23 protein-coding genes are annotated in these 25,870 nt (G+C 60.6%); 17 read left to right on the plus strand and 6 right to left on the minus strand.

Going from position 1 to position 25,870, the window contains the following annotated elements; all coding sequences use genetic code 11:
- Positions 1-105 precede the first annotated feature (105 nt).
- Complete coding sequence (gene gap / locus AC0IXA_RS13625) at positions 106-1,107, minus strand: type I glyceraldehyde-3-phosphate dehydrogenase (RefSeq protein ID WP_016773526.1); 1,002 nt, start codon at positions 1,105-1,107, stop codon at positions 106-108.
- 220 nt (positions 1,108-1,327) lie between these two features.
- Between gap and edd the strand changes: the two genes are divergently transcribed.
- From edd to AC0IXA_RS13680, 11 genes are all read left to right on the plus strand, one after another.
- Complete coding sequence (gene edd / locus AC0IXA_RS13630; protein ID WP_016773527.1) at positions 1,328-3,154, plus strand: phosphogluconate dehydratase; 1,827 nt, start codon at positions 1,328-1,330, stop codon at positions 3,152-3,154.
- A complete protein-coding gene (locus AC0IXA_RS13635) occupies positions 3,151-4,110 on the plus strand; it encodes a glucokinase (RefSeq protein ID WP_130886998.1) in 960 nt (319 codons plus the stop codon). Before edd ends, AC0IXA_RS13635 begins: the two co-directional genes overlap by 4 nt.
- Before the next feature lie 180 nt (positions 4,111-4,290).
- Positions 4,291-5,022 (plus strand): response regulator, encoded by a 732-nt coding sequence (locus AC0IXA_RS13640; protein ID WP_039758123.1) that lies wholly within the window; start codon positions 4,291-4,293, stop codon positions 5,020-5,022.
- Positions 5,012-6,481 carry an ATP-binding protein gene (locus AC0IXA_RS13645; protein ID WP_016773530.1) on the plus strand — a complete coding sequence of 490 codons (1,470 nt, stop codon included), beginning with the start codon at positions 5,012-5,014 and terminating at the stop codon, positions 6,479-6,481. Before AC0IXA_RS13640 ends, AC0IXA_RS13645 begins: the two co-directional genes overlap by 11 nt.
- 225 nt (positions 6,482-6,706) lie before the next feature.
- Entirely contained in the window at positions 6,707-7,966 is a 1,260-nt protein-coding gene (locus AC0IXA_RS13650; RefSeq protein WP_471813452.1) for a D-mannose isomerase, read from the plus strand.
- Positions 7,967-8,084: 118 nt separating this feature from the next.
- The gene (locus AC0IXA_RS13655; protein WP_024014061.1) at positions 8,085-9,386 is read left to right on the plus strand and encodes an ABC transporter substrate-binding protein; all 1,302 of its coding nucleotides are present in this window, start codon (positions 8,085-8,087) and stop codon (positions 9,384-9,386) included.
- 214 nt (positions 9,387-9,600) lie between these two features.
- Positions 9,601-10,509 (plus strand): carbohydrate ABC transporter permease, encoded by a 909-nt coding sequence (locus AC0IXA_RS13660; protein ID WP_016773533.1) that lies wholly within the window; start codon positions 9,601-9,603, stop codon positions 10,507-10,509.
- Positions 10,502-11,347: a carbohydrate ABC transporter permease gene (locus AC0IXA_RS13665; RefSeq protein ID WP_039758116.1), complete on the plus strand. Its 846-nt coding sequence runs from the start codon at positions 10,502-10,504 to the stop codon at positions 11,345-11,347. The genes AC0IXA_RS13660 and AC0IXA_RS13665 overlap by 8 nt, the downstream gene beginning before the upstream one ends.
- A 2-nt stretch (positions 11,348-11,349) precedes the next feature.
- On the plus strand, positions 11,350-12,510 hold the full coding sequence (locus AC0IXA_RS13670; RefSeq protein ID WP_073472036.1) for an ABC transporter ATP-binding protein: 1,161 nt from the start codon (positions 11,350-11,352) through the stop codon (positions 12,508-12,510).
- Positions 12,511-12,704: 194 nt separating this feature from the next.
- Positions 12,705-14,054, plus strand: a complete 1,350-nt coding sequence (locus AC0IXA_RS13675) for a carbohydrate porin (protein WP_076563920.1) — start codon at positions 12,705-12,707, stop codon at positions 14,052-14,054.
- Positions 14,055-14,343: 289 nt separating this feature from the next.
- The gene (locus tag AC0IXA_RS13680; protein ID WP_471813456.1) at positions 14,344-15,198 is read left to right on the plus strand and encodes a D-hexose-6-phosphate mutarotase; all 855 of its coding nucleotides are present in this window, start codon (positions 14,344-14,346) and stop codon (positions 15,196-15,198) included.
- A gap of 122 nt (positions 15,199-15,320) precedes the next feature.
- Here AC0IXA_RS13680 and AC0IXA_RS13685 read toward each other — a convergent pair whose 3' ends face one another.
- Complete coding sequence (locus AC0IXA_RS13685) at positions 15,321-16,181, minus strand: MurR/RpiR family transcriptional regulator (protein ID WP_169842436.1); 861 nt, start codon at positions 16,179-16,181, stop codon at positions 15,321-15,323.
- A gap of 226 nt (positions 16,182-16,407) precedes the next feature.
- On the opposite strand from AC0IXA_RS13685, the gene zwf reads away from it, so the two are divergent.
- The 4 genes from zwf (at position 16,408) to AC0IXA_RS13705 (ending at position 20,001) form a co-directional block, all read left to right on the plus strand.
- A complete protein-coding gene (gene zwf / locus AC0IXA_RS13690) occupies positions 16,408-17,874 on the plus strand; it encodes a glucose-6-phosphate dehydrogenase (protein ID WP_016773537.1) in 1,467 nt (488 codons plus the stop codon).
- Positions 17,861-18,574 (plus strand): 6-phosphogluconolactonase, encoded by a 714-nt coding sequence (pgl, locus tag AC0IXA_RS13695; protein ID WP_016773538.1) that lies wholly within the window; start codon positions 17,861-17,863, stop codon positions 18,572-18,574. The genes zwf and pgl overlap by 14 nt, the downstream gene beginning before the upstream one ends.
- 17 nt (positions 18,575-18,591) lie before the next feature.
- The gene (locus tag AC0IXA_RS13700; protein ID WP_016773539.1) at positions 18,592-19,257 is read left to right on the plus strand and encodes a bifunctional 4-hydroxy-2-oxoglutarate aldolase/2-dehydro-3-deoxy-phosphogluconate aldolase; all 666 of its coding nucleotides are present in this window, start codon (positions 18,592-18,594) and stop codon (positions 19,255-19,257) included.
- A gap of 171 nt (positions 19,258-19,428) precedes the next feature.
- The gene (locus AC0IXA_RS13705) at positions 19,429-20,001 is read left to right on the plus strand and encodes a peptidase associated/transthyretin-like domain-containing protein (protein WP_125926435.1); all 573 of its coding nucleotides are present in this window, start codon (positions 19,429-19,431) and stop codon (positions 19,999-20,001) included.
- Here AC0IXA_RS13705 and AC0IXA_RS13710 read toward each other — a convergent pair.
- A complete protein-coding gene (locus AC0IXA_RS13710) occupies positions 19,998-21,179 on the minus strand; it encodes an aminotransferase class V-fold PLP-dependent enzyme (RefSeq protein ID WP_471813459.1) in 1,182 nt (393 codons plus the stop codon). The two genes, AC0IXA_RS13705 and AC0IXA_RS13710, sit on opposite strands and share 4 nt — an antisense overlap.
- 30 nt (positions 21,180-21,209) lie before the next feature.
- Positions 21,210-21,446, minus strand: coding sequence for a DUF3820 family protein (locus AC0IXA_RS13715; protein ID WP_003227425.1), 237 nt, complete (start codon positions 21,444-21,446; stop codon positions 21,210-21,212).
- Between the two features lie 206 nt (positions 21,447-21,652).
- On the opposite strand from AC0IXA_RS13715, the gene AC0IXA_RS13720 reads away from it, so the two are divergent.
- Positions 21,653-22,120 carry a ferritin-like domain-containing protein gene (locus tag AC0IXA_RS13720; protein WP_016773542.1) on the plus strand — a complete coding sequence of 156 codons (468 nt, stop codon included), beginning with the start codon at positions 21,653-21,655 and terminating at the stop codon, positions 22,118-22,120.
- A 292-nt stretch (positions 22,121-22,412) separates the two neighbouring features.
- Here the strand turns inward: AC0IXA_RS13720 and AC0IXA_RS13725 are convergent, their stop codons facing one another.
- Together AC0IXA_RS13725 and AC0IXA_RS13730 are read right to left on the minus strand one after the other, a co-directional pair.
- Positions 22,413-22,883: a MaoC family dehydratase gene (locus AC0IXA_RS13725; RefSeq protein ID WP_003227420.1), complete on the minus strand. Its 471-nt coding sequence runs from the start codon at positions 22,881-22,883 to the stop codon at positions 22,413-22,415.
- A 43-nt stretch (positions 22,884-22,926) separates the two neighbouring features.
- Positions 22,927-23,871, minus strand: coding sequence for an alpha/beta hydrolase (locus AC0IXA_RS13730; protein WP_130887395.1), 945 nt, complete (start codon positions 23,869-23,871; stop codon positions 22,927-22,929).
- A 225-nt stretch (positions 23,872-24,096) separates the two neighbouring features.
- Between AC0IXA_RS13730 and fadD2 the strand changes: the two genes are divergently transcribed.
- Complete coding sequence (gene fadD2 / locus AC0IXA_RS13735) at positions 24,097-25,785, plus strand: long-chain-fatty-acid--CoA ligase FadD2 (protein WP_341638962.1); 1,689 nt, start codon at positions 24,097-24,099, stop codon at positions 25,783-25,785.
- Positions 25,786-25,870: the final 85 nt, after the last annotated feature.

Genomic DNA, 25,870 nt, shown 5'->3' on the forward strand with positions numbered 1-25,870 from the left:
ACGGAGTGCTCAAGTCTGGACTGCCATATGACCCGAAACTTGCGCTTGCCCGGTGAGGCTCAAGACGGTATCTACAGGGTGTGCGTCAAATCAAGGAGCGCCGGTTTATTCGGCGTTACACAATGCCAGGCAGTTATCCAGCATGCGGTTGGAGAAGCCCCATTCGTTGTCGTACCAGGCCAGCACCTTGAGCAACTTGCCGCTGACCTTGGTGTGGTTGGCGTCGAAGATCGACGACAGCGGGTTGTGGTTGAAGTCGCTGGAAACCAGCGGCAAGGTGTTGTAACCGAGAATTTTCGAATGCTGGCTCGCCGCTTTCAGCAGCGCGTTGACTTCGTCGGCACTGGCTTCTTTCTTCAGTTGCACGGTGAGGTCGACCAGCGACACGTTGATCACCGGCACGCGCACAGCCATGCCGGTCAGTTTGCCCGCCAGTTCCGGCAGCACCAGGCCTACCGCTTCGGCTGCGCCGGTCTTGCTCGGGATCATGTTCTGCGTGGCCGAGCGGGCACGGTACGGGTCGCTGTGATAGACGTCGGTGAGGTTCTGGTCATTGGTGTAGGCGTGGATGGTGGTCATCAGGCCGCTTTCGATGCCCAACTCGCGATGCAGCACCTGCGCCACTGGTGCGAGGCAGTTGGTGGTGCACGAAGCGTTGGAAATGATCTGGTGCGACTGACGCAGAATGTCGTGGTTGACGCCGTAGACGACGGTGGCGTCGGCGCCTTTGGCCGGGGCGGAAATGATCACCTTGCGGGCGCCGGCGCTGATATGCGCGGCGGCTTTGGCACGGTCGGTAAACAGACCGGTGCATTCGAACACTACGTCGATTTTTTCAGCGGCCCACGGCAGGTCGGCCGGGTTGCGAATGGCGCTGACCGCGATGCGGTCGCCATTGACCGTCAGGCTTTCGTTATCGTGCGCCACTTCGGCGTCGAAAGTGCCGTGGACGGTGTCGTATTTGAGCAGATGGGCATTGATCGAACTGTCACCCAGATCGTTGATCGCGACGATCTGCAGGTCTTGACGATAGCCTTGGGTATACAGTGCGCGCAGGACATTACGGCCGATGCGGCCGAAACCATTGATTGCAATTCGAAGAGTCATGGAACAGCGCCGCCGTCGTTTTGTTGTTGGAATTACAAGATTATTCGCATAAAAATAGAAAACAAGCCTTTTTAGTGGCAATATTTTGTTTTATCTACAACGAGTGACCTGAATCAACTGGTCCGAATGGTCAAAAAAGCCGTCTGTCATTCCAACAACAACGGCGTTTGACCAGCATAGACAATCAGGTCGCCACATCCGTTAGCCTGGAGTTCTACACATGCATCCCCGCGTTCTTGAGGTCACCGAACGGCTTATCGCCCGCAGCCGCGCCACGCGTCAGGCTTACCTTGCATTGATTCGCGGCGCCGCCACCGACGGCCCGATGCGCGGCAAGCTGCAATGCGCCAACTTCGCCCACGGCGTGGCCGGTTGCGGCACTGAAGACAAGCACAGCCTGCGGATGATGAACTCGGCGAACATCGCCATTGTGTCTTCGTATAACGACATGCTTTCGGCGCACCAGCCGTACGAAGTCTTTCCACAACAGATCAAGAACGCCCTGCGCGAAATCGGCTCGGTCGGCCAGTTCGCCGGCGGCACTCCGGCGATGTGCGACGGCGTGACCCAGGGCGAGCCGGGCATGGAACTTAGCCTGCCGAGCCGCGAAGTGATCGCCATGTCGACCGCCGTGGCGCTGTCGCATAACATGTTTGACGGCGCGCTGATGCTCGGCATCTGCGACAAGATCGTCCCGGGCCTGATGATGGGTTCGCTGCGTTTCGGTCATCTGCCAACGATCTTTGTCCCGGGCGGGCCGATGGTTTCGGGGATTTCCAACAAGGAAAAAGCCGACGTCCGTCAGAAGTACGCCGAAGGCAAGGCGACCCGCGAAGAGCTGCTGGAATCGGAGATGAAGTCCTACCACAGCCCGGGCACCTGCACCTTCTACGGCACCGCCAACACCAACCAGTTGCTGATGGAAGTCATGGGCCTGCACTTGCCGGGCGCCTCTTTCGTCAACCCGAACACACCACTGCGCGACGCGCTGACCCGCGAAGCCGCGCATCAGGTCACGCGCCTGACCAAGCAGAACGGCAACTTCATGCCGATCGGCGAAATCGTCGACGAGAAAGCGCTGGTCAACTCCATCGTTGCCCTGCACGCCACCGGCGGCTCGACCAATCACACCCTGCACATGCCGGCCATCGCCATGGCCGCTGGCATTCAACTGACCTGGCAGGACATGGCCGACCTTTCCGAAGTCGTGCCGACCCTGAGCCACGTCTACCCGAACGGCAAAGCCGACATCAACCACTTTCAGGCAGCGGGCGGCATGTCGTTCCTGATCCGCGAACTGCTCGGCGCCGGCCTGCTGCATGAAGACGTCAACACCGTGCTCGGTCATGGCCTGAGCCAGTACACCAAAGAGCCGTTCCTCGATAACGGCGAGCTGGTCTGGCGCGAAGGCCCGACCGACAGTCTCGACGAAAACATCTTGCGTCCGGTGTCCCGTGCGTTCTCGCAAGAGGGCGGCTTGCGGGTGATGGAAGGCAACCTCGGTCGCGGGGTGATGAAGGTTTCTGCCGTTGCGCTGGAGAACCAGATCGTCGAAGCACCGGCGATGGTGTTCCAGGATCAACAAGACTTGGCGGACGCATTCAAGGCCGGTCTGCTGGAGAAGGATTTCGTCGCGGTGATGCGCTTCCAGGGCCCGCGTTCCAACGGCATGCCCGAGCTGCACAAGATGACGCCGTTCCTCGGCGTATTGCAGGATCGCGGCTTCAAAGTGGCGTTGGTGACTGACGGGCGCATGTCCGGCGCGTCGGGGAAAATCCCCGCAGCGATTCACGTCAGCCCGGAAGCTTATGTCGGTGGCGCTTTGGCGCGCGTGCAAGAGGGCGATATCATCCGCGTCGATGGCGTCAAAGGCACCTTGGAACTAAAGGTCGACGCCGCCGAATTTGCAGCGCGCGAACCTGCCAAGGGCCTGTTGGGCAACAACATTGGCAGCGGCCGCGAGCTGTTTGGCTTCATGCGCATGGCCTTCAGCTCGGCGGAGCAGGGCGCCAGCGCCTTCACTTCTGCCCTGGAGACGCTTAATTGAAACTGGCTTTGGTCGGTGACATCGGAGGCACCAACGCGCGGTTCGCGTTGTGGCAAAACCAGCAACTGCAATCGGTTCAGGTGCTGGCCACGGCCGACTTTGCCAGCCCGGAAGAGGCGATTGCTCTGTACCTGAGCGGGCTCGGTCTGGCGCCGGGCTCGATTGGCTCGGTGTGCCTGTCGGTGGCAGGTCCGGTGAGTGGCGATGAATTCAAGTTCACCAACAATCACTGGCGGCTCAGCCGCAGCGCGTTCTGCAAGACCTTGCAGGTCGAGCAGTTGTTGCTGACCAACGACTTCTCGGCGATGGCGCTGGGCATGACCCGCTTGCAGCCCGGCGAATTCCGCGTGGTTTGCGAAGGCACGCCGGAGCCTCTGCGCCCGGCAGTGGTGATCGGCCCGGGCACTGGTCTGGGTGTCGGCACCTTGCTCGATCTCGGCGAAGGACGCTTCGCGGCGTTGCCGGGCGAGGGCGGCCACGTCGACCTGCCGCTGAGCAGCCCGCGCGAAACGCAACTGTGGCAACACATCTACAACGAGATCGGCCATGTCAGCGCGGAAACCGCGTTGAGCGGCGGCGGCCTGCCTCGGCTGTACCGGGCGATCTGCGCGGTCGATGGTCATGAGCCTAAGCTGGAGACGCCGGAAGCGATCACCGCCGCCGGCCTGGCCGGTGATCCGATTGCTTTGGAAGTGCTTGAGCAGTTCTGCTGCTGGCTCGGTCGCGTCGCCGGCAACAACGTGCTCACCACCGGCGCGCGCGGCGGGGTGTTCATCGTTGGCGGGGTGATTCCACGCTTCGCCGATTTCTTCCTCGCCAGCGGCTTCGCCCGCTGCTTCGCCGACAAGGGCTGCATGAGCGATTACTTCAAAGGCATCCCGGTCTGGCTGGTGACCGCGCCGTATTCCGGCCTCGTTGGTGCCGGTGTGGCCCTGGACCAATCAATCCCGACCTGAAATGCAATCCAATTGTGGGAGCGAGCCTGCTCGCGAAAGCGGTGTGTCAGTCAACAGATCTGTTGAATGTTAAAACCGATTCGCGAGCAGGCTCGCTTTCACAAGGGTTTCTGTAGTGTTTGTTAGTTTGATGCTTAAGGCATAATCCGCCCCAACTCCAACAACAAGGATGCCTTCGAAGTGAGCTCAGTCAACAAGTCGATATTGTTGGTCGATGACGACCAGGAAATACGCGAGTTGCTGGAAACCTACCTGACCCGCGCCGGGTTTCAGGTGAGGGCCACCGCCGATGGTGCCGGTTTTCGTCAGGCGCTCAACGAGGCGCCGAGCGATCTGGTGATCCTCGATGTGATGCTGCCCGACGAAGACGGTTTCAGCCTGTGCCGCTGGGTGCGCCAGCATCCGCGTCAGGCGCAGGTGCCGATCATCATGCTGACCGCCAGTTCCGACGAAGCCGACCGGGTGATCGGTCTGGAACTTGGCGCTGATGACTACCTCGGCAAACCGTTCAGCCCGCGCGAACTGCAAGCGCGGATCAAGGCCCTGCTGCGCCGCGCACAGTTCGCCCACGAACGCAGCGGCAGCGAAGTGCTGGCCTTCGACGACTGGCGCCTGGACACGGTCAGTCATCGGCTGTTCCACACCGACGGCGAGGAAGTGATCCTCTCCGGCGCCGATTTCGCCCTGCTGAAACTGTTCCTCGATCATCCGCAGCAAATCCTCGACCGCGACACCATCGGCAACGCCACCCGTGGCCGCGATCTGATGCCCCTCGATCGCATTGTCGACATGGCCGTCAGCCGTTTGCGCCAACGCCTGCGCGACACCGAAAAACCGCCACGGCTGATCCGCACCGTGCGTGGCAGCGGTTATCAGTTGGCAGCCAATGTGGTTGCCGGCAATGCTCACTGAGTCGCTACGCAAATTTGCCAACCGCATACCGGTGCCGCGCTCGCTGCTCGGGCGGATGCTGCTGCTGACCCTGCTTGCCGTGTTGTTCGCGCAGACGCTGTCGAGCGTGATCTGGGTATCGCAGTTGCGCGCCACTCAACTCGAAGGCCTCGTCACCAGTGCCCGCAGCCTGGCGCATTCGATGACTGCCAGCGTCAGCTATTTCCGTTCCTTGCCAGTGGCCTATCGACCGCTGGTGCTCGATCAGTTGCGCAGCATGGGCGGCACCCGATTTGTCGTGACCCTCAACGATAAGCCGCTGGGCATGGACGTGCTGCCGGTGACGCCGCGCAAGGCTGCGGTGATGCAAGCGGTGGACGAAGTGCTGCGCCAGTCTCTGGGCCATGACACGGATATTTCGGTGACCTTCGTCAGCCCCGAAGACCTGCGCATTTTCAACGCAGGGTTGAAACTTGATGAATTGCCGCGCTCCTGGGCGCATTACGCGTTGACGCTGGAGCCGGTGAATCCGCCGGTGCTGGTCACGCAGATTCAAATGGCTCCGGGGGAATGGCTGTACATCGCCTCGTTGCTGCCCGAGCCGTACACCAGTCTCGAAGAGCAAGGCCTGCCGGCGCAGCAGGTGTGGTTTATCGTCCTCACCAGCGGCTTCTTGCTGTTGTTCATCGGCCTGCTGGTGCACTGGCAGAGCCGGCCGCTCAAGCGTCTGGCGCGGGCAGCGCGGGATCTGTCGCTGGGCGCCGACGTCGAGCCGGTGGCGGAGGGCGGTGGCAGTGAAGTGGTCGAAGTCGGTCGCGCGTTCAACACCATGCGCGAACGCATCAGCCGCTACCTGACCGAGCGCAGCCAGTTGTTCAGCGCGATTTCCCACGACTTGCGCACGCCGATCACCCGTTTGCGTTTGCGCGTCGAGCTGCTCGAGGACGAACAGCTGCAAGCCAAATTCGGCCGCGATCTGGATGAACTCGAATTGCTGGTCAAAGGCGCGTTGCAATGCGTGAAAGACACCGACATCCACGAGAACATCGAGCCGGTGGATCTCAACCATGTCCTCGATTGTCTGGTCGAGCCGTATCTGGCGCCGAACGGCAATGGCCGCGTCACTCAGCATGGCCGCGCGCTGTCGGCGTATCCGGGCAAGCCGCTGGCGCTCAAGCGCTGCATCGGCAACCTGATCGACAATGCCTTGAAGTACGGGCAGAACGCGCATCTGCACATCGATGATGATGACAGCGCCTTTGTTCTGCATGTCGATGATGAAGGGCCGGGTGTGCCGCAGCAGCGGCTGGAGCAAGTGTTCGAGCCGCACTTCCGCCTGGCGGGGCAGCAGCAGGGTTATGGCTTGGGCCTTGGCATTGCGCGCAACATTGCCCATAGCCATGGCGGCGAGGTGACGTTGCAGAACCTGCGTGAAGGTGGGCTGCGGGTGACGTTGCAGTTGCCGCGCAGTGTTGATTAGTCAGACCGCGTTATCGTTCTTCGCGAGCAGGCTCGCTCCCACATTCGCCCGCGTTGTGACGGTTGGAATGCGTTCGCCTGTGGGAGCGAGCCCGCTCGCGAAGACGTCAGACGCATCAATCCAAATGTCACAGGCCAGTGACAAACCCCGTCCCCTTCGTTACAAGCCCGCCCCGGCCCGTTGTTTAGACTGCCCGCAGTCCTAACAACAAAAAAGGGTCACACCATGGACACCTTTCACCCAGACTTCAGCAGTTGGCTGAACGCCCCTGCCCACCAGCAATGGCTAGCCGCCGAAGGCCTGCGTCTGCTGGATTTCGCCAAGGCATCACGACTGCCCGAAGGCTTCGGCAACCTCGACGAACGCGGCCGTTTGCCAGCGCACGCGCAAGCCGAGACCATGAACACCGCGCGCATGACGCACAGCTTCGCCATGGCGCACATTCAGGGCCTGCCGGGGTTTGCCGAGCTGGTCGACCACGGTATCGCCGCGTTGCGCGGGCCTCTGCGTGATGCGCTGCACGGCGGCTGGTTTGCGGTGGCCGAACATCGCGACGACAACACCGGCAAGAACGCCTACCTGCACGCCTTTGTCGCGCTCGCCGCCAGCTCCGCCGTGGTCGCGCAACGACCCGGCGCCCAGGCTTTGCTCAATGACGCCATCGACATCATCGACACTTATTTCTGGAGCGAAGAAGAGGGCGCCATGCGCGAATTCTTCAATCGCGACTGGAGCGAAGAAGAAGCCTATCGCGGCGCCAACAGCAACATGCACGCGACCGAAGCATTCCTCGCGCTGGCTGATGTCACCGAAGATCCGCGCTGGCTGGTGCGCGCCCAGCGCATCGTCGAGCGGGTGATCCATGGCCACGCTGCGGCCAACGATTACATGGTCATCGAACACTTCGATCGCGACTGGCAGCCGCTGCGCGAATACAACCACGACAATCCGGCTGACGGTTTCCGTCCTTACGGCACCACGCCGGGCCATGGTTTCGAATGGGCGCGCTTGCTCCTGCACCTTGAAGCCGCACGGGTACAGGCCGGCATGCTTACGCCGGGCTGGCTGGCGACTGATGCGCAAAAACTCTTCGAAAACAATTGCCGGCACGGCTGGAATATCGATGGCGCGGCGGGCATCGTCTACACCCTCGACTGGCACAACAAAGCCGTGGTCCGTCATCGCCTGCACTGGACGCATGCCGAAGCCAGCGCCGCCGCCAGCGCCTTGCTCAAACGCACCGGCGACGCGCAATACGAAACCTGGTACCGGCTGTTCTGGGAGTTCTGCGAGACGAATTTCATCGACCGCTGCAACGGCAGTTGGCATCACGAACTCAATCCGCAGAATGTGCCAAGTGCCGATATCTGGCCGGGCAAGCCCGATCTGTATCACGCCTGGCAGGCTGTGCTGATTCCGCGATTGCCGCTGGCGCCGAGCATGGCCACGGCTTTGGCGCGGTTGTCCCGGCCTGTTGCTGTGTAACCATGTCGTGACATTTACGCGTCCCTTCGTTACCTGCGAAGCGAAACGCTCTGTTTAAACTCCGTGCAGCGCAAGCACCAGACTTGCAATGCATAACAACAAGAAAGGTACATCTCGAATGAATGCGATTTCTCGCCTCGCTACTGTCATTTCTGTCGCCTCCCTGTTCCCGCTCGCAATCCTGCCGCTCAGTGTCTCCGCTGCCGATTCCAAAGGTTCGGTCGAAGTCGTGCACTGGTGGACTTCCGGTGGCGAAAAAGCCGCTGTCGATGTGCTCAAGGCCCAAGTCGAAAAAGACGGTTTCACCTGGAAGGACGGTGCTGTCGCCGGTGGTGGCGGTGCGACTGCCATGACCGTGCTGAAAAGCCGTGCCGTTGCCGGCAACCCGCCAGGCGTTGCCCAGATCAAAGGCCCGGACATCCAGGAATGGGCGTCGACCGGCCTGCTCGACACCGACGTTTTGAAAGACGTCGCCAAGTCGGAAAAGTGGGACAGCCTGCTCGACAAGAAAGTCTCCGATACCGTGAAGTACGACGGTGATTACGTGGCCGTGCCGGTGAACATTCACCGCGTGAACTGGCTGTGGATCAACCCGGAAGTCTTCAAGAAAGCCGGCATCACCAAGAATCCAACCACCCTCGAAGAGTTCTACGCAGCCGGCGACAAGCTGAAAGCGGCGGGCTTCATTCCGCTGGCCCACGGCGGTCAGCCTTGGCAGGACAGCACCGTGTTCGAAGCCGTGGTGCTCTCGGTCATGGGCGTGGATGGCTACAAGAAAGCCCTGGTCGATCTCGACAACAAGGCGCTGACCGGCCCGGAAATGGTCAAGGCGCTCACCGAGCTGAAGAAAGTCGCGACCTACATGGACGCGGACGGCAAAGGCCAGGACTGGAACCTCGAAGCGGCCAAGGTCATCAACGGCAAGGCCGGCATGCAGATCATGGGTGACTGGGCCAAGTCCGAATGGACCGCCGCCAAGAAAGTCGCCGGCAAGGACTACGAGTGCGTAGCGTTCCCGGGCACCGACAAGGCGTTCACCTACAACATCGACTCGCTGGCCGTGTTCAAGCAGAAGGACGCAGGCACTGCGGCCGGTCAGCAGGACATCGCCAAAGTCGTGCTGGGTGAGAACTTCCAGAAAGTCTTCAGCATCAACAAAGGCTCGATCCCGGTACGCAACGACATGTTGAACAACATGGACAAGCTCGGCTTCGACTCCTGCGCACAGACCGCTGCCAAGGACTTCCTCGCGGACGCCAAGTCCGGCGGCCTGCAACCGAGCATGGCGCACAACATGGCGACCACGCTGGCCGTGCAGGGCGCGTTCTTTGACGTAGTCACCAACTACATCAACGACCCGAAAGCCGACCCGGCCGATGCGGCGAAGAAACTCGGCGCGGCGGTTCAGTCGGCCAAGTAATGCTTGGCGCCTGTGGGAGTGAGCGTTTGTGGTGAGGGGATTCATCCCCGATGGGTTGCGAAGCGACCCCGGAAAGTTGCAGCGGCGCAGTGTCTGAAATACCGCATGTAATGATTTCGCGACTGCTGCGCAGTCGATCGGGGATAAATCCCCTCGCCACAGGGCTCACTCCTGCAAGGGAATGCTTTCGTAAACCCTTATTGTGGATTTCCCCATGAGTTCTGTTGCTGTGTTCAGCAAGGCCTCGCCGTTCGATGCGTTGCAGCGCTGGCTACCGAAACTGGTGCTGGCGCCGAGCATGTTCATCGTGCTGGTGGGCTTCTATGGCTACATCCTGTGGACGTTCATTCTGTCGTTCACCACCTCGACTTTCCTGCCCAACTACAAGTGGGCCGGCCTGGCGCAATACGCGCGGTTGTTCGACAACGATCGCTGGTGGGTGGCGAGCAAGAACCTCGCCGTGTTCGGCGGCATGTTCATCGGCATCACCCTGGTGATCGGCGTGTTGCTGGCGGTCTTCCTCGACCAGCGCATCCGTCGCGAAGGCTTTATCCGCACCATTTACCTGTACCCGATGGCGCTCTCGATGATCGTCACCGGTACCGCGTGGAAGTGGCTGCTCAACCCGGGCATGGGCCTGGACAAATTGTTGCGTGACTGGGGCTGGGAAGGCTTCCGTCTGGACTGGCTGATCGACCCTGATCGCGTGGTCTACTGCCTGGTGATCGCCGCTGTGTGGCAAGCCTCGGGCTTCATCATGGCGATGTTCCTCGCCGGCCTGCGTGGCGTCGATCAATCGATCATCCGTGCTGCACAGATCGACGGCGCGAGCATGCCGCGCATCTACTGGAAAGTCGTGCTGCCAAGCCTGCGTCCGGTGTTCTTCAGTGCGGTGATGATCCTCGCGCACATCGCGATCAAGAGCTTCGACCTCGTTGCGGCAATGACCGCCGGCGGTCCGGGTTATTCCTCCGACCTGCCAGCGATGTTCATGTATTCCTTCACCTTCAGTCGCGGCCAGATGGGCATGGGCTCGGCCAGTGCGATTCTGATGCTCGGTGCGATCCTCGCGATCATCGTGCCTTACCTGTATTCCGAGCTGAGGACCAAGCGTCATGACTAGTCTTGCTGCCAAACCCGCTATCAGCTTGAGCCGCATCGCAATCTATGCGGTGCTGATCCTTGCAGTGTTCCTCTATCTGGTGCCGCTGGTGGTCATGTTGCTGACCAGCTTCAAGACCCCGGAAGACATCAGCACCGGCAACCTGCTGAGCTGGCCGACCGTGGTCAGCGGCATCGGCTGGGTCAAGGCCTGGGCCACGGTTGACGGCTACTTCTGGAACTCGATCAAGATCACCGTACCGGCGGTAATCATCTCCACCGCCATCGGTGCGTTGAACGGTTACGTGCTGTCGATGTGGCGCTTTCGTGGTTCGCAGTTGTTCTTCGGTCTGCTGCTGTTCGGCTGCTTCCTGCCGTTCCAGACCGTGCTGCTGCCGGCCTCGTTCACCCTCGGCAAGATGGGCCTGGCGAGCACCACCACCGGCCTGGTCTTCGTGCACGTGGTCTACGGTCTGGCGTTCACCACACTGTTCTTCCGCAACTACTACGTGAGCATTCCCGACGCGCTGGTCAAGGCTGCGCGTCTGGATGGCGCCGGGTTCTTCACGATTTTCCGCCGCATCATTCTGCCGATGTCGACGCCGATCATCATGGTCTGCCTGATCTGGCAGTTCACCCAGATCTGGAACGACTTCCTCTTCGGGGTGGTGTTCTCCAGCGGTGATTCGCAACCGATTACCGTGGCGCTCAATAACCTGGTCAACACCAGCACCGGCGCCAAGGAATACAACGTGGATATGGCAGCGGCGATGATCGCCGGCCTGCCAACCCTGCTGGTCTATGTGGTCGCAGGCAAGTATTTCGTGCGCGGGCTGACGGCCGGCGCGGTCAAGGGGTAATCATGGCTACGCTTGAACTTCGCAACGTAAACAAGACCTACGGGGCCGGCCTGCCGGACACCCTGAAGAACATCGAACTGTCGATCAAGGACGGTGAATTCCTGATCCTCGTCGGCCCGTCGGGCTGCGGCAAATCGACCTTGATGAACTGCATCGCCGGCCTGGAAACCATCACCGGCGGCGCGATCATGATCGGTGATCAGGACGTCAGCGGCATGAGCCCCAAGGATCGCGACATCGCCATGGTGTTTCAGTCCTATGCGCTGTACCCGACCATGAGCGTGCGCGAGAACATCGAGTTCGGCCTGAAAATCCGCAAGATGCCGCAGGCAGCGATCGACGAAGAAGTCGCCCGCGTGGCCAAGCTGTTGCAGATCGAACACCTGCTCAATCGCAAGCCGGGCCAGCTCTCCGGTGGTCAGCAGCAGCGCGTGGCGATGGGTCGTGCTCTGGCGCGGCGGCCGAAGATCTATCTGTTCGACGAACCGCTGTCGAACCTCGACGCCAAGCTGCGCGTCGAGATGCGCACCGAAATGAAACTGATGCACCAGCGCCTGAAAACCACCACGGTCTACGTAACCCACGACCAGATCGAAGCGATGACCCTGGGCGACAAAGTCGCGGTGATGAAGGACGGCATCATTCAGCAATTCGGTACGCCGAAAGACATCTACAACAACCCGGCCAACCTGTTCGTGGCGAGTTTCATCGGTTCGCCGCCGATGAACTTCATTCCCCTGCGTTTGCAGCGCAAGGACGGTCGTCTGCTGGCGCTGCTCGACAGCGGCCAGGCGCGCTGCGAATTGCCGATGAGCATGCAGGACGCCGGGCTTGAAGACCGCGAAGTGATCCTTGGCCTGCGCCCGGAGCAGATCGTTCTGGCGAATGGCGAGGGCAATGGTCTGCCGAGCATCCGTGCCGAAGTGCAGGTCACCGAACCGACCGGTCCGGACACCCTGGTGTTCGTCAACTTGAACGACACCAAGGTCTGCTGCCGACTGGCGCCCGACGTGGCACCGCAGGTAGGCGAAAGCCTGACGCTGCAGTTCGATCCATCGAAAGTGTTGTTGTTCGATGCCAATACCGGTGAGCGTCTGGGCGTTGCGGGCCAGGTGCAGACAGAGACCCGGTCGGCGAATGTGGCGCAATTCAAAGGGCGCTGAAGTACAAAATGTGGGAGCGAGCCTGCTCGCGAAAGCGGTCTGACATCCAGCATTGATGTCGCCTGTTCCACCGCATTCGCGAGCAGGCTCGCTCCCACAAAGGAGCACGCGGTGCCCGGCCTGTCGAGCACTGCAATTTATGTAAACCGCGTTAGATAAAAACAGTTAATAACAATAAAGACGAGGATGTAGGGATGAAAAAGAAACACGTCAATGCCCGGTTGATCTGCCAGGTTTCTGCGGCAGCTGCACTGGTGCTGGCCGGTAATGCGATGGCGGCGGATGCGTTCAGCTCCGACTCCAAGTGGATGACCGGCGACTGGGGCGGCGAGCGCACCAAGCTGATCGAGCAGGGTATCGACATCAAGGCCGACTACGTTGGTGAGATGGGCGCCAACCTGAACGGTGGCTACAACGACGACAAGACTGCGCGTTACGCCGACCAGTTCGGTCTGGGCGTGGCCCTCGACCTGCAGAAACTGTGGGGCTGGGACAACACCCAGGCGAAGATCCAGCTGACCAATCGTAACGGTTACAACATCTCCAACGACCGCGTTGGCGATCCGCGTGCCGGCACCCTCAGCTCCTCGCAGGAAGTCTACGGCCGTGGCCACATGGTGCGTCTGACCCAACTGTGGATCCAGCACCAGTTCTTCGACAACAAGCTCGACGTCAAGGCCGGTTACTTCGGCGAAGGCGAAGACTTCAACACCTTCCCGTGCGACTTCCAGAACCTGGCGTTCTGCGGTTCGCAAGTGGGTAACTGGGCGACCAACATCTGGTACAACTGGCCCGTCAGCCAGGCCGCGATCCGTGTGAAGTACAACATCAACGACGAGCTCTACGCGCAAATCGGTGCGTACAACCAGAACCCGTCGCAGCTGGAACACGGCAACGGCTTCAAGCTCAGCGGCAGCGGCACCAAAGGTACGGTGCTGCCGGTTGAATTGGTGTGGTCGCCGAAGGTCAACAGCCTGCCGGGCGAATACCGCGTCGGTTACTACAAGAGCACGGCCGATGCCGACGACGTTCGCGAAGACGTCAACGGTTTCGACGCGGCAACCACCGGTGACGACTACAAGTCGCACAACAGCAAAAGCGGTTACTGGTTCGTCGCGCAACAGCAACTCACCAGCCACAACGGTGATGCGACTCGCGGTCTGAACATCGCTGCCAACGCGACTTTCCACGACAAGGACACCAACTTCATCGACAACTACCAGTCGGTGATGTTTGTCTACAAAGGCCCGTTCGACGCGCGTCCGAAAGATGACATCGGTATCGGCGCTGCGCGTATCCACGTCAACAAGGACGTCAAGCGCAACGCTGAACTGCTGAACGCTGCCAACGGTGTGTCCGACTACGACAACGCCGCGTTCTCGCCGATTCGTGAGACCGAATACAACTACGAGCTCAACTACGGCATCCATGTCACCAACTGGCTGACCGTGCGTCCCAACCTGCAATACATCACCCATCCGGGCGGTGTGGATGAAGTCGATAACGCTTTGGTCGCTGGCCTGAAAATTCAGTCAACGTTCTGACGCGTCTGCGATAAGCTCCTCTCTATGTGCGCATTTTGCGGACAGCCAAGGCTGTCCGCTTTTTTTTGCGAGACCCGCAGAAAGAGTTATGTCGTACCCATTGTGGTGAGGGGATTTATCCCCGATGGGCTGCGAAGCGGCCCCAAAGCCATCCACTGAGGTGTATCAGCGAGAGGCCGTTTTCCAGGTTTGCGACTGCTTCGCAGTCGAACGGGGATAAATCCCCTCGCCACAGTATTCAAGGGTCACAAAGGTAATTGTAACTCCATGATTTTCAGGACCGTAGCCAATGCATGAGCATCCGCTGCAACGCTTCTTCAAATCCCTGCGCGAGCGGCCGGTGTTCGCCTGGGAGCGCTATCAGATGCGCGACGTGTTGGTGATCGATCATACGCTGTGTCAGGCGGTGTTCAGTCGTCAGGGCGCGCAGTTGCTGCATTTTCAGCCGCGCGGGCAGAAGCCGTGGTTGTGGTGCGCGGCGAAGTGGCCGCATGTCGGCGCGATTCGCGGTGGCGTGCCGGTGTGCTGGCCGTGGTATGGCCGTCATCCGAGCGAAAACGCATGGCCGTCCCATGGTTGGGCGCGACTGCTCGACTGGAAACTGCTCGACAGCAGCAGCGCCGAGGATGGCGTGCGCCTGCACTGGCAACTGCAGCTGTGCGATTGGCAGGTCGACCTGCACGCGCACTTGGGCGAACGCATGGAATTGCGCCTGAGCACCGAGCATCAGGACGACATGCCGTGCCAGTTGAGCCAGGCTTTGCACGCTTACTGGCGTATCGGTGATGTCGGTGAGATAGCGCTGTCTGGCCTCGAAGGCGCGCAGGGTTATGATCAGTTGAATCGTCAGGTTTGCCAGCAGGAAGGCGAGTTGCGGGTCGATGGCGGCTGTCAGCGGGTGTTCCAGCATGACGGCGAATTGCAGCTCAAGGATCACGCCTGGCAGCGCGAGTTGTGCATCGATACCGGTGACAGCGGCGACACCGTCGTCTGGCATCCCGGCGCGCGGCCGTTGCTGGGGGTGAGTTGGGACGAGATTTCCGAATTCGTTTGCGTAGAAGCAGCGGCGGGCGGCACCGACAGCCTGCACCTGGCGCCGGGGGAGAAGGCACATTTGAGTTTGCAGGCGTGGGCGGCGGCCTGATCGTTCCCACGCTCTGCGTGGGAATGCAGCCCGGGACGCTCTGCGTCCCTTTCGGAACTGGAACGCGGAGCGTCCCTTGAGGCATTTCCACGCAGAGCGTGGGAACGATCAGCCATCAGAGATCAATTGAACTCGTCACCCACCGGATACCGGCTGGCATTCAGGCTCTCTTTGATCTTGCGCAAATGCGGCTGGAAATCCACGCCACGGCGCAAGGTCATCCCGGTCGCCAGCACATCCAGCACGGTCAACTGAATGATCCGCGACGTCATCGGCATGTAAATGTCGGTGTCTTCCGGCAACGGAATATTCAGGCTCAGGGTACTGGCCTTGGCCAGCGGTGAGTTCTCCGCCGTCAGGCCCAACACCGAAGCACCGTTCTCGCGGGCAATCCGCGCCACTTCCACCAGCTCGCGGGTACGCCCGGTGTAGGAAATGATCACGAACAGCTCACCGGTGTGCGCCACCGAAGCAATCATTCGCTGCATCAGCACATCGGCATGCGCAGTGACCGCAAGGTTGAAGCGGAAGAACTTGTGCTGCGCATCCAGCGCTACCGGGGCAGAGGCGCCGAGGCCGAAGAAATGGATCTGCCGGGCCTGGATCAACAGGTCGACGGCGCGGCTGATCAGGTTCGGGTCGAGCGCCTGACAAGCGCTGTCCAGGGAAGCGATGGCGCTGCCGAAAATCTTCTGCGTGTACGCCTCGGGATTGTCGTCAGCCTCGACCGCGCGGCTGACATACGCCGCGCCACTGGCCAGGCTCTGCGCCAATTGCAGCTTGAGCTCGGGATAGCCGCTGACACCGAACGAACGGCAGAAACGGTTGACCGTCGGTTCGCTCACCGAGGCGGCCTGGGCGAGGGCGGCGATGCTGAAGCGGGTGGCCTGCTGCGGGTTGAGCAGGATCACCTCGGCGACCTTACGTTCGGCCTTGTTCAGCTCTTCAAGGCGACTCTGGATCTGTTCCAGTAAATTTCGCACGCGGTCCATATGGAATTCCTGATTCACCGACGCAGAGTTGCGTCGGGCTATGCAAATTGGGCCTTTGATATGGCCCGTGACGGTGGCCTATCCTACTGATGCGTCCGGGCGACCACCACTCGGATTAAGTATTCTGCGAAAATGTTGTGGTTATTACTACATTTTCCCTTGAGTGATGCCTTGAAAAAAGGTATTTGTAGCTTAACTTGATAAAAGAACAAACATCATGCCTTCCATTACGGTTGAACCGTGCACCTTTGCCTTGTTCGGCGCGCTTGGCGATCTGGCCCTGCGCAAGCTGTTTCCTGCCCTGTATCACCTTGACGGTGCCGACCTGCTGCACGAGGACACGCGCATCATCGCGCTGGCCCGTGAGCCCGGCAGCGAGCAGCAGCACATGGCGTTCATCGCCGCCGAATTGCGCCGTTACGTCGGCAAAGAGCTGAACGAAACCGTGGCCGAGCGCTTTCTCGCGCGCCTGACCTATCTGCACGTCGACTTCCTCAAGGCTGAGGATTACGTGGCGCTGGCGGAACTGGCTGGCAGCAGCCAACGCATGATTGCCTACTTCGCCACCCCGGCGGCGGTGTACGGCGCGATCTGCGAGAACCTCGAGAAAGTCGGTCTGGCCGAAAATACTCGGGTGGTGCTGGAAAAACCGATCGGCTCTGACCTGGAATCGTCGCGCAAGGTCAACGACGCCGTCGCGCAGTTCTTCCCGGAAGACCGCACCTACCGCATCGACCACTATCTGGGCAAAGAAACCGTTCAGAACCTGATCGCCCTGCGTTTCGCCAACAGCCTGTTCGAAACCCAGTGGAACCAGAATTACATCTCCCACGTGGAAATCACCGTGGCCGAGAAGGTCGGCATCGAAGGCCGTTGGGGCTATTTCGACAAGGCCGGCCAGCTGCGCGACATGATCCAGAATCACCTGTTGCAGCTGCTCTGCCTGATCGCCATGGACCCGCCGGCCGACCTGTCCGCCGACAGCATCCGTGACGAGAAAGTGAAAGTGCTCAAGGCGCTCGCGCCGATCAGTCCGGAAGGCCTGACCACGCAAGTGGTGCGCGGTCAGTACATCGCCGGCCACAGCGAGGGCAAATCCGTTCCGGGTTACCTCGAAGAACCGAATTCCAACACCCAGAGCGACACCGAAACCTTCGTCGCCCTGCGTGCCGACATCCGCAACTGGCGCTGGGCCGGCGTGCCGTTCTACCTGCGTACCGGCAAGCGCATGCCGCAGAAGCTGTCGCAGATCGTCATCCACTTCAAGGAACCGTCGCACTACATCTTCGCCCCGGAGCAGCGTCTGCAGATCAGCAACAAACTGATCATCCGCCTGCAACCGGACGAAGGCATTTCCTTGCGCGTGATGACCAAGGAGCAGGGCCTGGACAAGGGCATGCAACTGCGCAGCGGGCCGCTGCAACTGAATTTCTCCGACACCTGGCGTAGCGCGCGGATCCCCGATGCCTACGAGCGGTTGTTGCTGGAAGTGATGAACGGCAATCAGAACCTGTTTGTCCGTAAAGATGAAATCGAAGCCGCGTGGAAGTGGTGTGACCAGCTGATCGCCGGGTGGAAGAAATCCGGTGACGCGCCCAAGCCGTATGCGGCCGGGTCGTGGGGGCCGATGAGCTCCATTGCTTTGATCACGCGGGACGGGAGGTCGTGGTATGGCGATATCTGATGTGCAACTGCCGACGGGCGTGACTGCCCGCGAATTCAACAGCCCGGTGCTGCTCGCCGAAGGTCTGGCGCTGAACGTTGCCAAGCAACTGAGCGACGCCATTGCCGCGCGCGGCAACGCGGTGCTGGTGGTGTCCGGCGGGCGCAGCCCGGTAGCGTTCTTCCAGCACCTGGCCAAGCAGGAGCTGGACTGGTCGAAGGTCGTCGTGACCCTGGCCGACGAACGCTGGGTGCCGGTGGAACATGCCGACAGCAATGCCGGCCTGCTCAAGCAGTATCTGCTCAAAGGCCCGGCAGCCAAGGCGCAGTTCCTCAGCCTCTACAGCGCGGCGGCCAACGTCGAGCAGGCTGCGGAACAGGCCGATCGTCTGCTCGGCGAACTGCCGCCGATCGACGTGCTGGTATTGGGCATGGGCGATGACGGTCACACCGCGTCGCTGTTCCCCGACAGCCCGAACCTCGGCGAAGCCCTGCAAGCCGATGGCACGCGCCGTTGCTGGCCGATGCTGGCGCCCAGCGTGCCACGTCAGCGCCTGACCATGAGCCGCGCGCTGCTGGCCTCGGCCCGGCACAAGATTCTGTCGATTTCCGGTCAATCGAAACTGACCACCCTGAATGCCGCGCTGGCATCCGATGACGTTGCGGCCATGCCGGTGCGCGCGTTTCTGCAACCTACGTTAGAGATTTACTGGTGCCCATGAGCCAAGGAACAGCCGCTATGACAACCCCATCCCCGACCGTTTCCATGGCGGACAAAGTTGCCCTGATCGACAGTCTCTGCGCCAAGGCGCGGATCCTGCCAGTGATCACCATCGCCCGCGAACAGGACGTGCTGCCACTGGCCGACGCCCTCGCTGCCGGTGGCCTGACTGCGCTGGAAGTGACCCTGCGTTCGCAGTTCGGCCTCAAGGCCATTCAGATCCTGCGCGAACAGCGCCCGGAACTGATGACCGGTGCCGGCACCGTGCTCGACCGCAACATGCTCGCAGCGGCGGAAGCGGCCGGCTCGCAATTCATCGTCACCCCGGGCATCACCCGTGACCTGCTCGAGGCCAGCGTCGACAGCCCGATTCCGCTGTTGCCGGGCATCAGCAACGCCTCGGGGATCATGGAAGGCTACGGTCTGGGCTATCGCCGCTTCAAGCTGTTCCCGGCGGAAGTCAGCGGTGGCGTGGCGGCAATCAAGGCGCTCGGCGGCCCGTTCGGCGAAGTGAAATTCTGCCCGACTGGCGGCGTCGGCCCGGCCAATATCAAGAGCTACATGGCGCTGAAAAACGTCATGTGCGTGGGCGGTAGCTGGATGCTTGATCCGGAGTGGATCAAAAACGGCGACTGGGCGCGCATTCAGGAATGCACTGCCGAAGCCCTGGCGCTGCTGGACTGATCTTTACCCCTACACCTCGTTGTGTGCTTTACGGCTTTATGGTGCGCTTGGTCGGCGCACCTTTTTTTTGCGCTGAAAAAACTGCCGGTACATGCCGCGATACATAGTTACTGCACGCTGGCTTTTTCACGGGGTTAATCTGCGTCCATCTTATGGAAGAGAGAACGCCTCATGGACGACCGTCAGTCTCTGACCCTTACACCACAATCCCGTTATCAACCGAAGCAACTTCCCCTCGGCCGCCCCGCAGCCGATTCCCAAGTGCGCAATATCAGCCAGGGTGTCCAAGGCCTGCCGCTGATCCTGCGTCTGTCGCTGGTCGATGCGATGACCAGCGAGCCGGTCATCGGCGCGCTGGTGCGCATTCAACAGCGTGTCGATGGCGACACCAGCCTGGGCGGCAGTCAATTGACTGATAGCCATGGCATCGTCCGCTTCACCAGTGTCTATCCGGATCGACCTGCGCACGGGGCTGCTTGCCTGAAGCTGAACGTATTCATTCCCGGCGACGAAGCAGGAGCCCAAGCTCACCACGAGGCCTGGGCCGGCACCTTGCACCTCCCAGGCCGCTGCGGCTGTGAAGCTGCCGCCGAGGACGCCTTGCAGTTGGTATTGCAGCCGATCGCCGGCGCCGATCTTGAAGACGGCGCCTTCGCCAGCCTGACCCTCGGCATCGACACCTTCGCCGTGTCGGCGCAGTTGGGTCTTGAAGGCTACGAAAAAAACTCCGGTGTGCCGTTCTAGCGCAGCTGGTTCAGCGCCCGAACCAGCTGCTCCATTTCGCTGGCCGTAGTGGTCAGCCCCGGGGTGATGCGGATACAAGGCCCGCACGCGGCGCCGGTGCGCACCACGGTGAACAGGTTGAATTCGTTGAGCAGACGCTCGGCCATGGCCTGTTGATCGGTATGCCGGGTGAAGCGCAGCGCGGTGATCCCGCAATACAGTTGCGGGTCGTCAGGCGTCAGCACTTCGATGCCCGGCAGGTGTCGCACGGCGCTGACCCACAGGTTGCGCAGGTAATTCAGGCGTGGGCTTTTGGCTGCGGCGCCGCCGAGCGCGTCGTGCTCTTCGAACACCAGCGGCAAAGTCATCAGCGCCGGGATGTTCGGCGTGCTGTACGAGGTGCGCGCGCGGATATCGGTAACCGGGTAATGCATCTCGCCCATGTCCGGATCGATATCAGCCAGACGCTGCGGGGCGATATAGATGAAGCCAAGGGTCAGCGGTGCGCCGATCCATTTGTGCAGGTTGTAACCGGCGAAAGCGATGCCCAACGCTTGCAGGTCAAATTCAATCTGGCCGAGGGCGTGGGCACCGTCGAGGATGATGTCGACGCCGTGCTCTTTGGCCAGTGCGGCGATGGCTTGCACCGGCATGACCAGACCGGTGCGATGGGTGACATGGGTCAGCGTCATCAGTTTGAGCTTCGGGTGGCGGGTGAAAGCTTCCCAGTAGCTTTCCAGCAGGCTGTCGAAACTGGCGGGATGCTGGTGGGTAATCTCGATGACCTCAACGCCACGCTGTTTCGCCAGCCAGCGCATGGCGCCTTTGACCGTGTCGTACTCAAGGTCGCAGATCAGCACCTGATCGCCCGGTTGCAAGCGATTGTAATTGCGGATCAGCGATTGCAGGCCTTCGGTGGCATTGCGCGTCAGCGCCACGCTTTGCGCGCGCACGCCGATCAGTTCGGCCAGTTGCGCGCGGATCTCAAGGTTGTCGTGCTGTTCAAAGCGCTGGCGCACATAAATCGAGTTGCTGGTGTTGATCAGCTCGATATTGCGCTGGTACTCCTCGATCACCGTGCGCGACATGCGCCCGAAGTAACCGTTTTCCAGATTGACCGGGCCGGGCTGCACATCGTATCGGTCGGCGAATGTCTGCCAGAAGGCTTCGTCACGGGCGCGGCGGGTGTTGTCAGGCATGGTCGGCAACGCTCAAGAGGGAAGGGCGCGTCAGTGGCGCGGGGCGGGTTTGCCGTGTTTGGCGCGCAGCGGTTCGAGCAGGTCGGACAGGCCGTTGTGGTCGATCTCCTGCATCAACGCCAACAGGCCACCGAGTTCACCGTGGGGAAAGCCTTCACGGGCGAACCAGTTCAGATAGGGGCCAGGCAAGTCGGCAATGATCCGCCCTTTGTATTTGCCGAAGGGCATCTCGCGGGTGATCAGCAGTTCGAGTTTTTCCGGATTCATCAGCACGCTTCATCGATTCACATGACAGCCTGGAAAATACAGGCATTCTGCATGCAGGCCAAATGACAGATCATGCAAAAAACCAGCATACAGATGGTTCAATCTTTCTTAAGTCACTGAAAACAAAGAATTTTTTACCTGAAGCGAAGCTGGCACGCACACTGCAATATCCCTTGCATCTTCAACCCATCGCAAGGAATTGAAAAATGACCGACATGAATAAAGAAGCCATTTCTGTACTCAACGACCTGATTGAAACCTGCAAGGACGGTCAGGAAGGGTTCAAGACTTGCGCCGAAGACATCAAGCACCCAGAACTGAAAACCCTGTTCGTGCAGCGCTCCGCCGATTGCGCCACCGCAGCAGCCGAGCTGCAGGCTCAGGTACGTTCGCTGGGCGGTGATCCGGAAACTTCGACCAGTGTTGCCGGTGATCTGCACCGTCGCTGGGTCGACGTCAAATCCATGTTCACCGGTAAAGACGAAGAGGCTGTGCTGAACGAAGCCGAGCGCGGTGAAGACCATGCGCTGAAGGCTTATCGTGAAGCGATCGAGAAGATCAACAAGCACAATCTGGTGGGCATCAAGGATCTGGTTGAGCGTCAGTACCACGGCGTACAACGCAACCACGACCAGGTGAAAGCCCTGCGTAACCAGGCTCGTGCGAACTCGTAAGAGTTAGTCGGCTGAAAAAAAACGCCAGCTTGTCTGGCGTTTTTTTGTGCCCGCAGGAAAAGCCCCTCACCCTAGCCCTCTCCCGGAGGGAGAGGGGACTGACCGAGGTGAATGCCGGAGTTAAGCCGACTTGAGCGATCTGAGTTGAACTCTGGTTCTGGAAGGTCTTGAAGATCGCCCGCGCCGAGCGCAGGATTTGAATCCGATGCAGATCAGCTCCCTTTCCCCCTCGCCCCCTTGGGGGAGAGGGCTGGGGTGAGGGGGTAGCAATCTACCTGACACTTCCCAATCATCAGCCAATACTGATCGCCGGCAATGTCGGCAACGTCACCGTCTGCTGTTTGCGCGGCGCCAGAATCTCCGCTTCACCATCCACTACCAATTCATCACGCTGATTGAACACGCGAGTGGCAATGCGCACGCGGAATTTCGGCAGTTTCTCCAGAATCTCCAGGCGCACCGTCAGCGTGTCGCCGATCTTCACCGGCTTCTGAAAGCTCATCTGCTGACCGATATAGATAGTGCCCGGCCCAGGCAATTCACAGGCCACCGCTGCGCTGATCAGCGCCCCGCTGAACATGCCGTGGGCGATGCGTTCCTTGAACATGCTGGCGGCGGCAAACTCGGCGTCCAGGTGCACCGGGTTGTGGTCGCCCGACATCGCGGCGAACAGCTGAATGTCGCGCTCTTCGACAGTCTTGCTGTAGCTGGCGGTCTGGCCGACTTCAAGGGCTTCGTAAGGGATGTTGGTAACCTGGGTCATCGGTTTCGATTCCTGTGACGGATTTCAGTCAATCCACAAAAAATTATTCGCTGCGCTGTGGGCGCCGGTGGCTCAGGGCCTGGTCGATCCAGGCGAGCACATCGGCGCTCACTTCGTCGCGATTGCTTTCATTGAACAATTCGTGCCGGGCCTGCGGGTAGATCTTCAGTTGCAGATGCTGGCTGCCGGCCCTGCGCAAGGCATTGGCCAGATCTGTCAGACGCTTGCCCTCGCTCACCGGATCACATTCGCCGCCAATCACCAGCAGCGGCAGGCCCGGATCGATCTGCGCGAGATTGGACGCTTTGCTGATTTGCTGCAACCCGCCGAGCAGGTCGATCCACAGCTGATTGGTGCAGCGAAAGCCGCACAACGGGTCGGCGGCGTACTTGTCGACCTCCGCCGGGTCGCGGCTCAGCCAGTCGAAACGGGTGCGCACCGGTTTGAATTTATTGTTGAACGAGCCGAACGACAGCCACTCGATCAATGCACTGCGGCCCTTGCCGCCCTGGCGAAGTTTTTCCAGCCGGGCTATCTGCCGCGCGACGCGATAGAGGGCCACCGGCTGGAAATTCGAGCCGCTGAGAATCGCCCCGTGCAGACTGGCGCTGTGGTGCAACAAATAGCCTTGGGCGATGTAGCTGCCCATGCTGTGGCCGAGGAGGATGATCGGCACGCCGGGATGTTGCTGGCCGATGTGCTGGTTGAGGCTGGCCAGATCGCCGACGACCTTGCACCAACCGTCGTCATCGGCGAAATGGCCGAGAGTGCCGTTGTCGGCGGTGCGACCATGGCCACGCAGATCCGGGGCGTAGACGCCATAGTCTTTGTCGCAAAACGTGTCGGCGAGTCGAGCGTAGCGAGCGCTGTGTTCGGCCATGCCATGGGCCAGCAGAATCACCGCTTTCAATGGCGTGGCCGGCAGCCAGCGGTTGACGTACAGGCGGCTGCGGTCACTCGCGTCCAGCCAGAAGGTGTCGTGGGTCATGGCGATTCCTTTGCTCAGCATCGCCACAGTGTATAGCGCGTCTGATCAGCTCACGCCACGGCAGGAAGATTCACGGGATCAATGAGGGCTTGCGTCATATTTGCCTCAATGGCCATAGCTGCTAGTGTCCGTGAAGCTCCGCTTTGTGCTTTTCGCCTTCCATGGACGAAGCAGAAACGACAGAAAGCGGCTCCCGGATCGGCTCAGGTAAAGAGGACAAGAACAATGCAACCTGATTTCTGGAATGACAAACGCCCGGCCGGCGTACCGCTGGACATCGACATGGGCGAGTTCAAGTCGGTCATCGAAGTGTTTGAGCGTTCCTGCAAGAAGTTCGCTGACCGCCCGGCGTTCAGCAGCATGGGCATCACCCTGACCTACGCCGAACTCGAGCGCCAGAGCGCGGCGTTTGCAGGATACCTGCAGGCCCATACCGATCTGGTGCCGGGGGATCGCATCGCGGTGCAGATGCCCAACGTTCTGCATTATCCGATTGCCGTGTTCGGCGCGCTGCGCGCCGGGCTGATCGTGGTCAATACCAACCCGTTGTATACGCCACGGGAAATGCGCCACCAGTTCAAGGATTCCGGCGCGCGCGCGCTGGTCTATCTGAACCTGTTCGGGCAGAAAGTCCAAGAAGTGCTGCCCGACACCGACATCCAATATTTGATCGAAGCGAAGATGGGCGACCTGATGCCCACCGCCAAAGGCTGGCTGGTCAACACCGTGGTCAGCAAAGTGAAGAAACTGGTTCCCGAGTATTCGCTGCCGCAAGCCACTTCGTTCAAAAGCGCGCTGCGCATGGGCCGCGGCCTGGGCATCAAACCGCTGAACGTCGGCCTCGATGACATCGCCGTGCTGCAATACACCGGCGGCACCACCGGCCTGGCCAAGGGCGCGATGCTCACCCACGGCAATCTGGTGGCGAACATGCAGCAGGTGCGCGCCTGTCTGGCTCAGCTCGGCGCGGACGGTCAGCCGCTGTTGCGCGAAGGCCAGGAAGTGATGATCGCGCCGCTGCCGCTGTACCACATCTATGCCTTCACTGCGAATTGCATGTGCATGATGGTGTCCGGCAACCACAACGTGCTGATCTCCAATCCGCGCGACATCGCCGGCTTCATCAAGGAACTGAAGAACTGGCGCTTCTCGGCGCTGCTGGGTTTGAACACCTTGTTCGTTGCGCTGATGGATCATCCCGATTTCAAGACCCTGGATTTCTCCAGCCTGAAGCTCACCAACTCCGGCGGCACTGCGCTGGTCAAGGCCACCGCCGAGCGCTGGGAGCTGATGACCGGTTGCCGTATCACCGAAGGCTACGGCCTGACCGAAACCTCGCCGGTGGCGTGCACCAACCCATACGGCGATCAGTCGCGCCTGGGCACTGTCGGCCTGCCGGTGCCGGGCACGCTGGTGAAAATCATCAACGATGACGGCGTCGAACAGCCGCTGGGCGAGCGCGGCGAGCTGTGCATCAAAGGCCCGCAGATCATGAAGGGTTACTGGAACAAACCCGAAGCCACCGCCGAAGTGCTGGATGCCGAGGGTTGGTTCAAGTCTGGAGATATCGCCGTGATCGACCCCGACGGTTTCGTGCGCATCGTCGATCGCAAGAAGGACATGATCATCGTCTCCGGCTTCAACGTTTATCCCAACGAAATCGAAGACGTGGTCATGGCCCACCCGAAAGTCGCCAACTGCGCGGTCATCGGCGTGCCGGACGAGCGTTCGGGAGAGGCGGTGAAGCTGTTTGTGGTAGCGCGGGAGAGCGGGGTCAGCCTGGAAGAGCTGAAGGCTTACTGCAAAGAGAATTTCACGGCCTACAAGGTGCCGAAGCACATCGTGTTGCGTGAGTCGTTGCCGATGACGCCTGTAGGGAAAATTCTGCGGCGCGAGTTGCGGGATATCGCATAAAGGTTACAAGCGAAAAGATCGCAGCCTTCGGCAGCTCCTACAGGAAACGCATTCCAAAATGTAGGAGCTGCCGAAGGCTGCGATC

This window comes from Pseudomonas sp. AC083 (assembly GCF_979253165.1).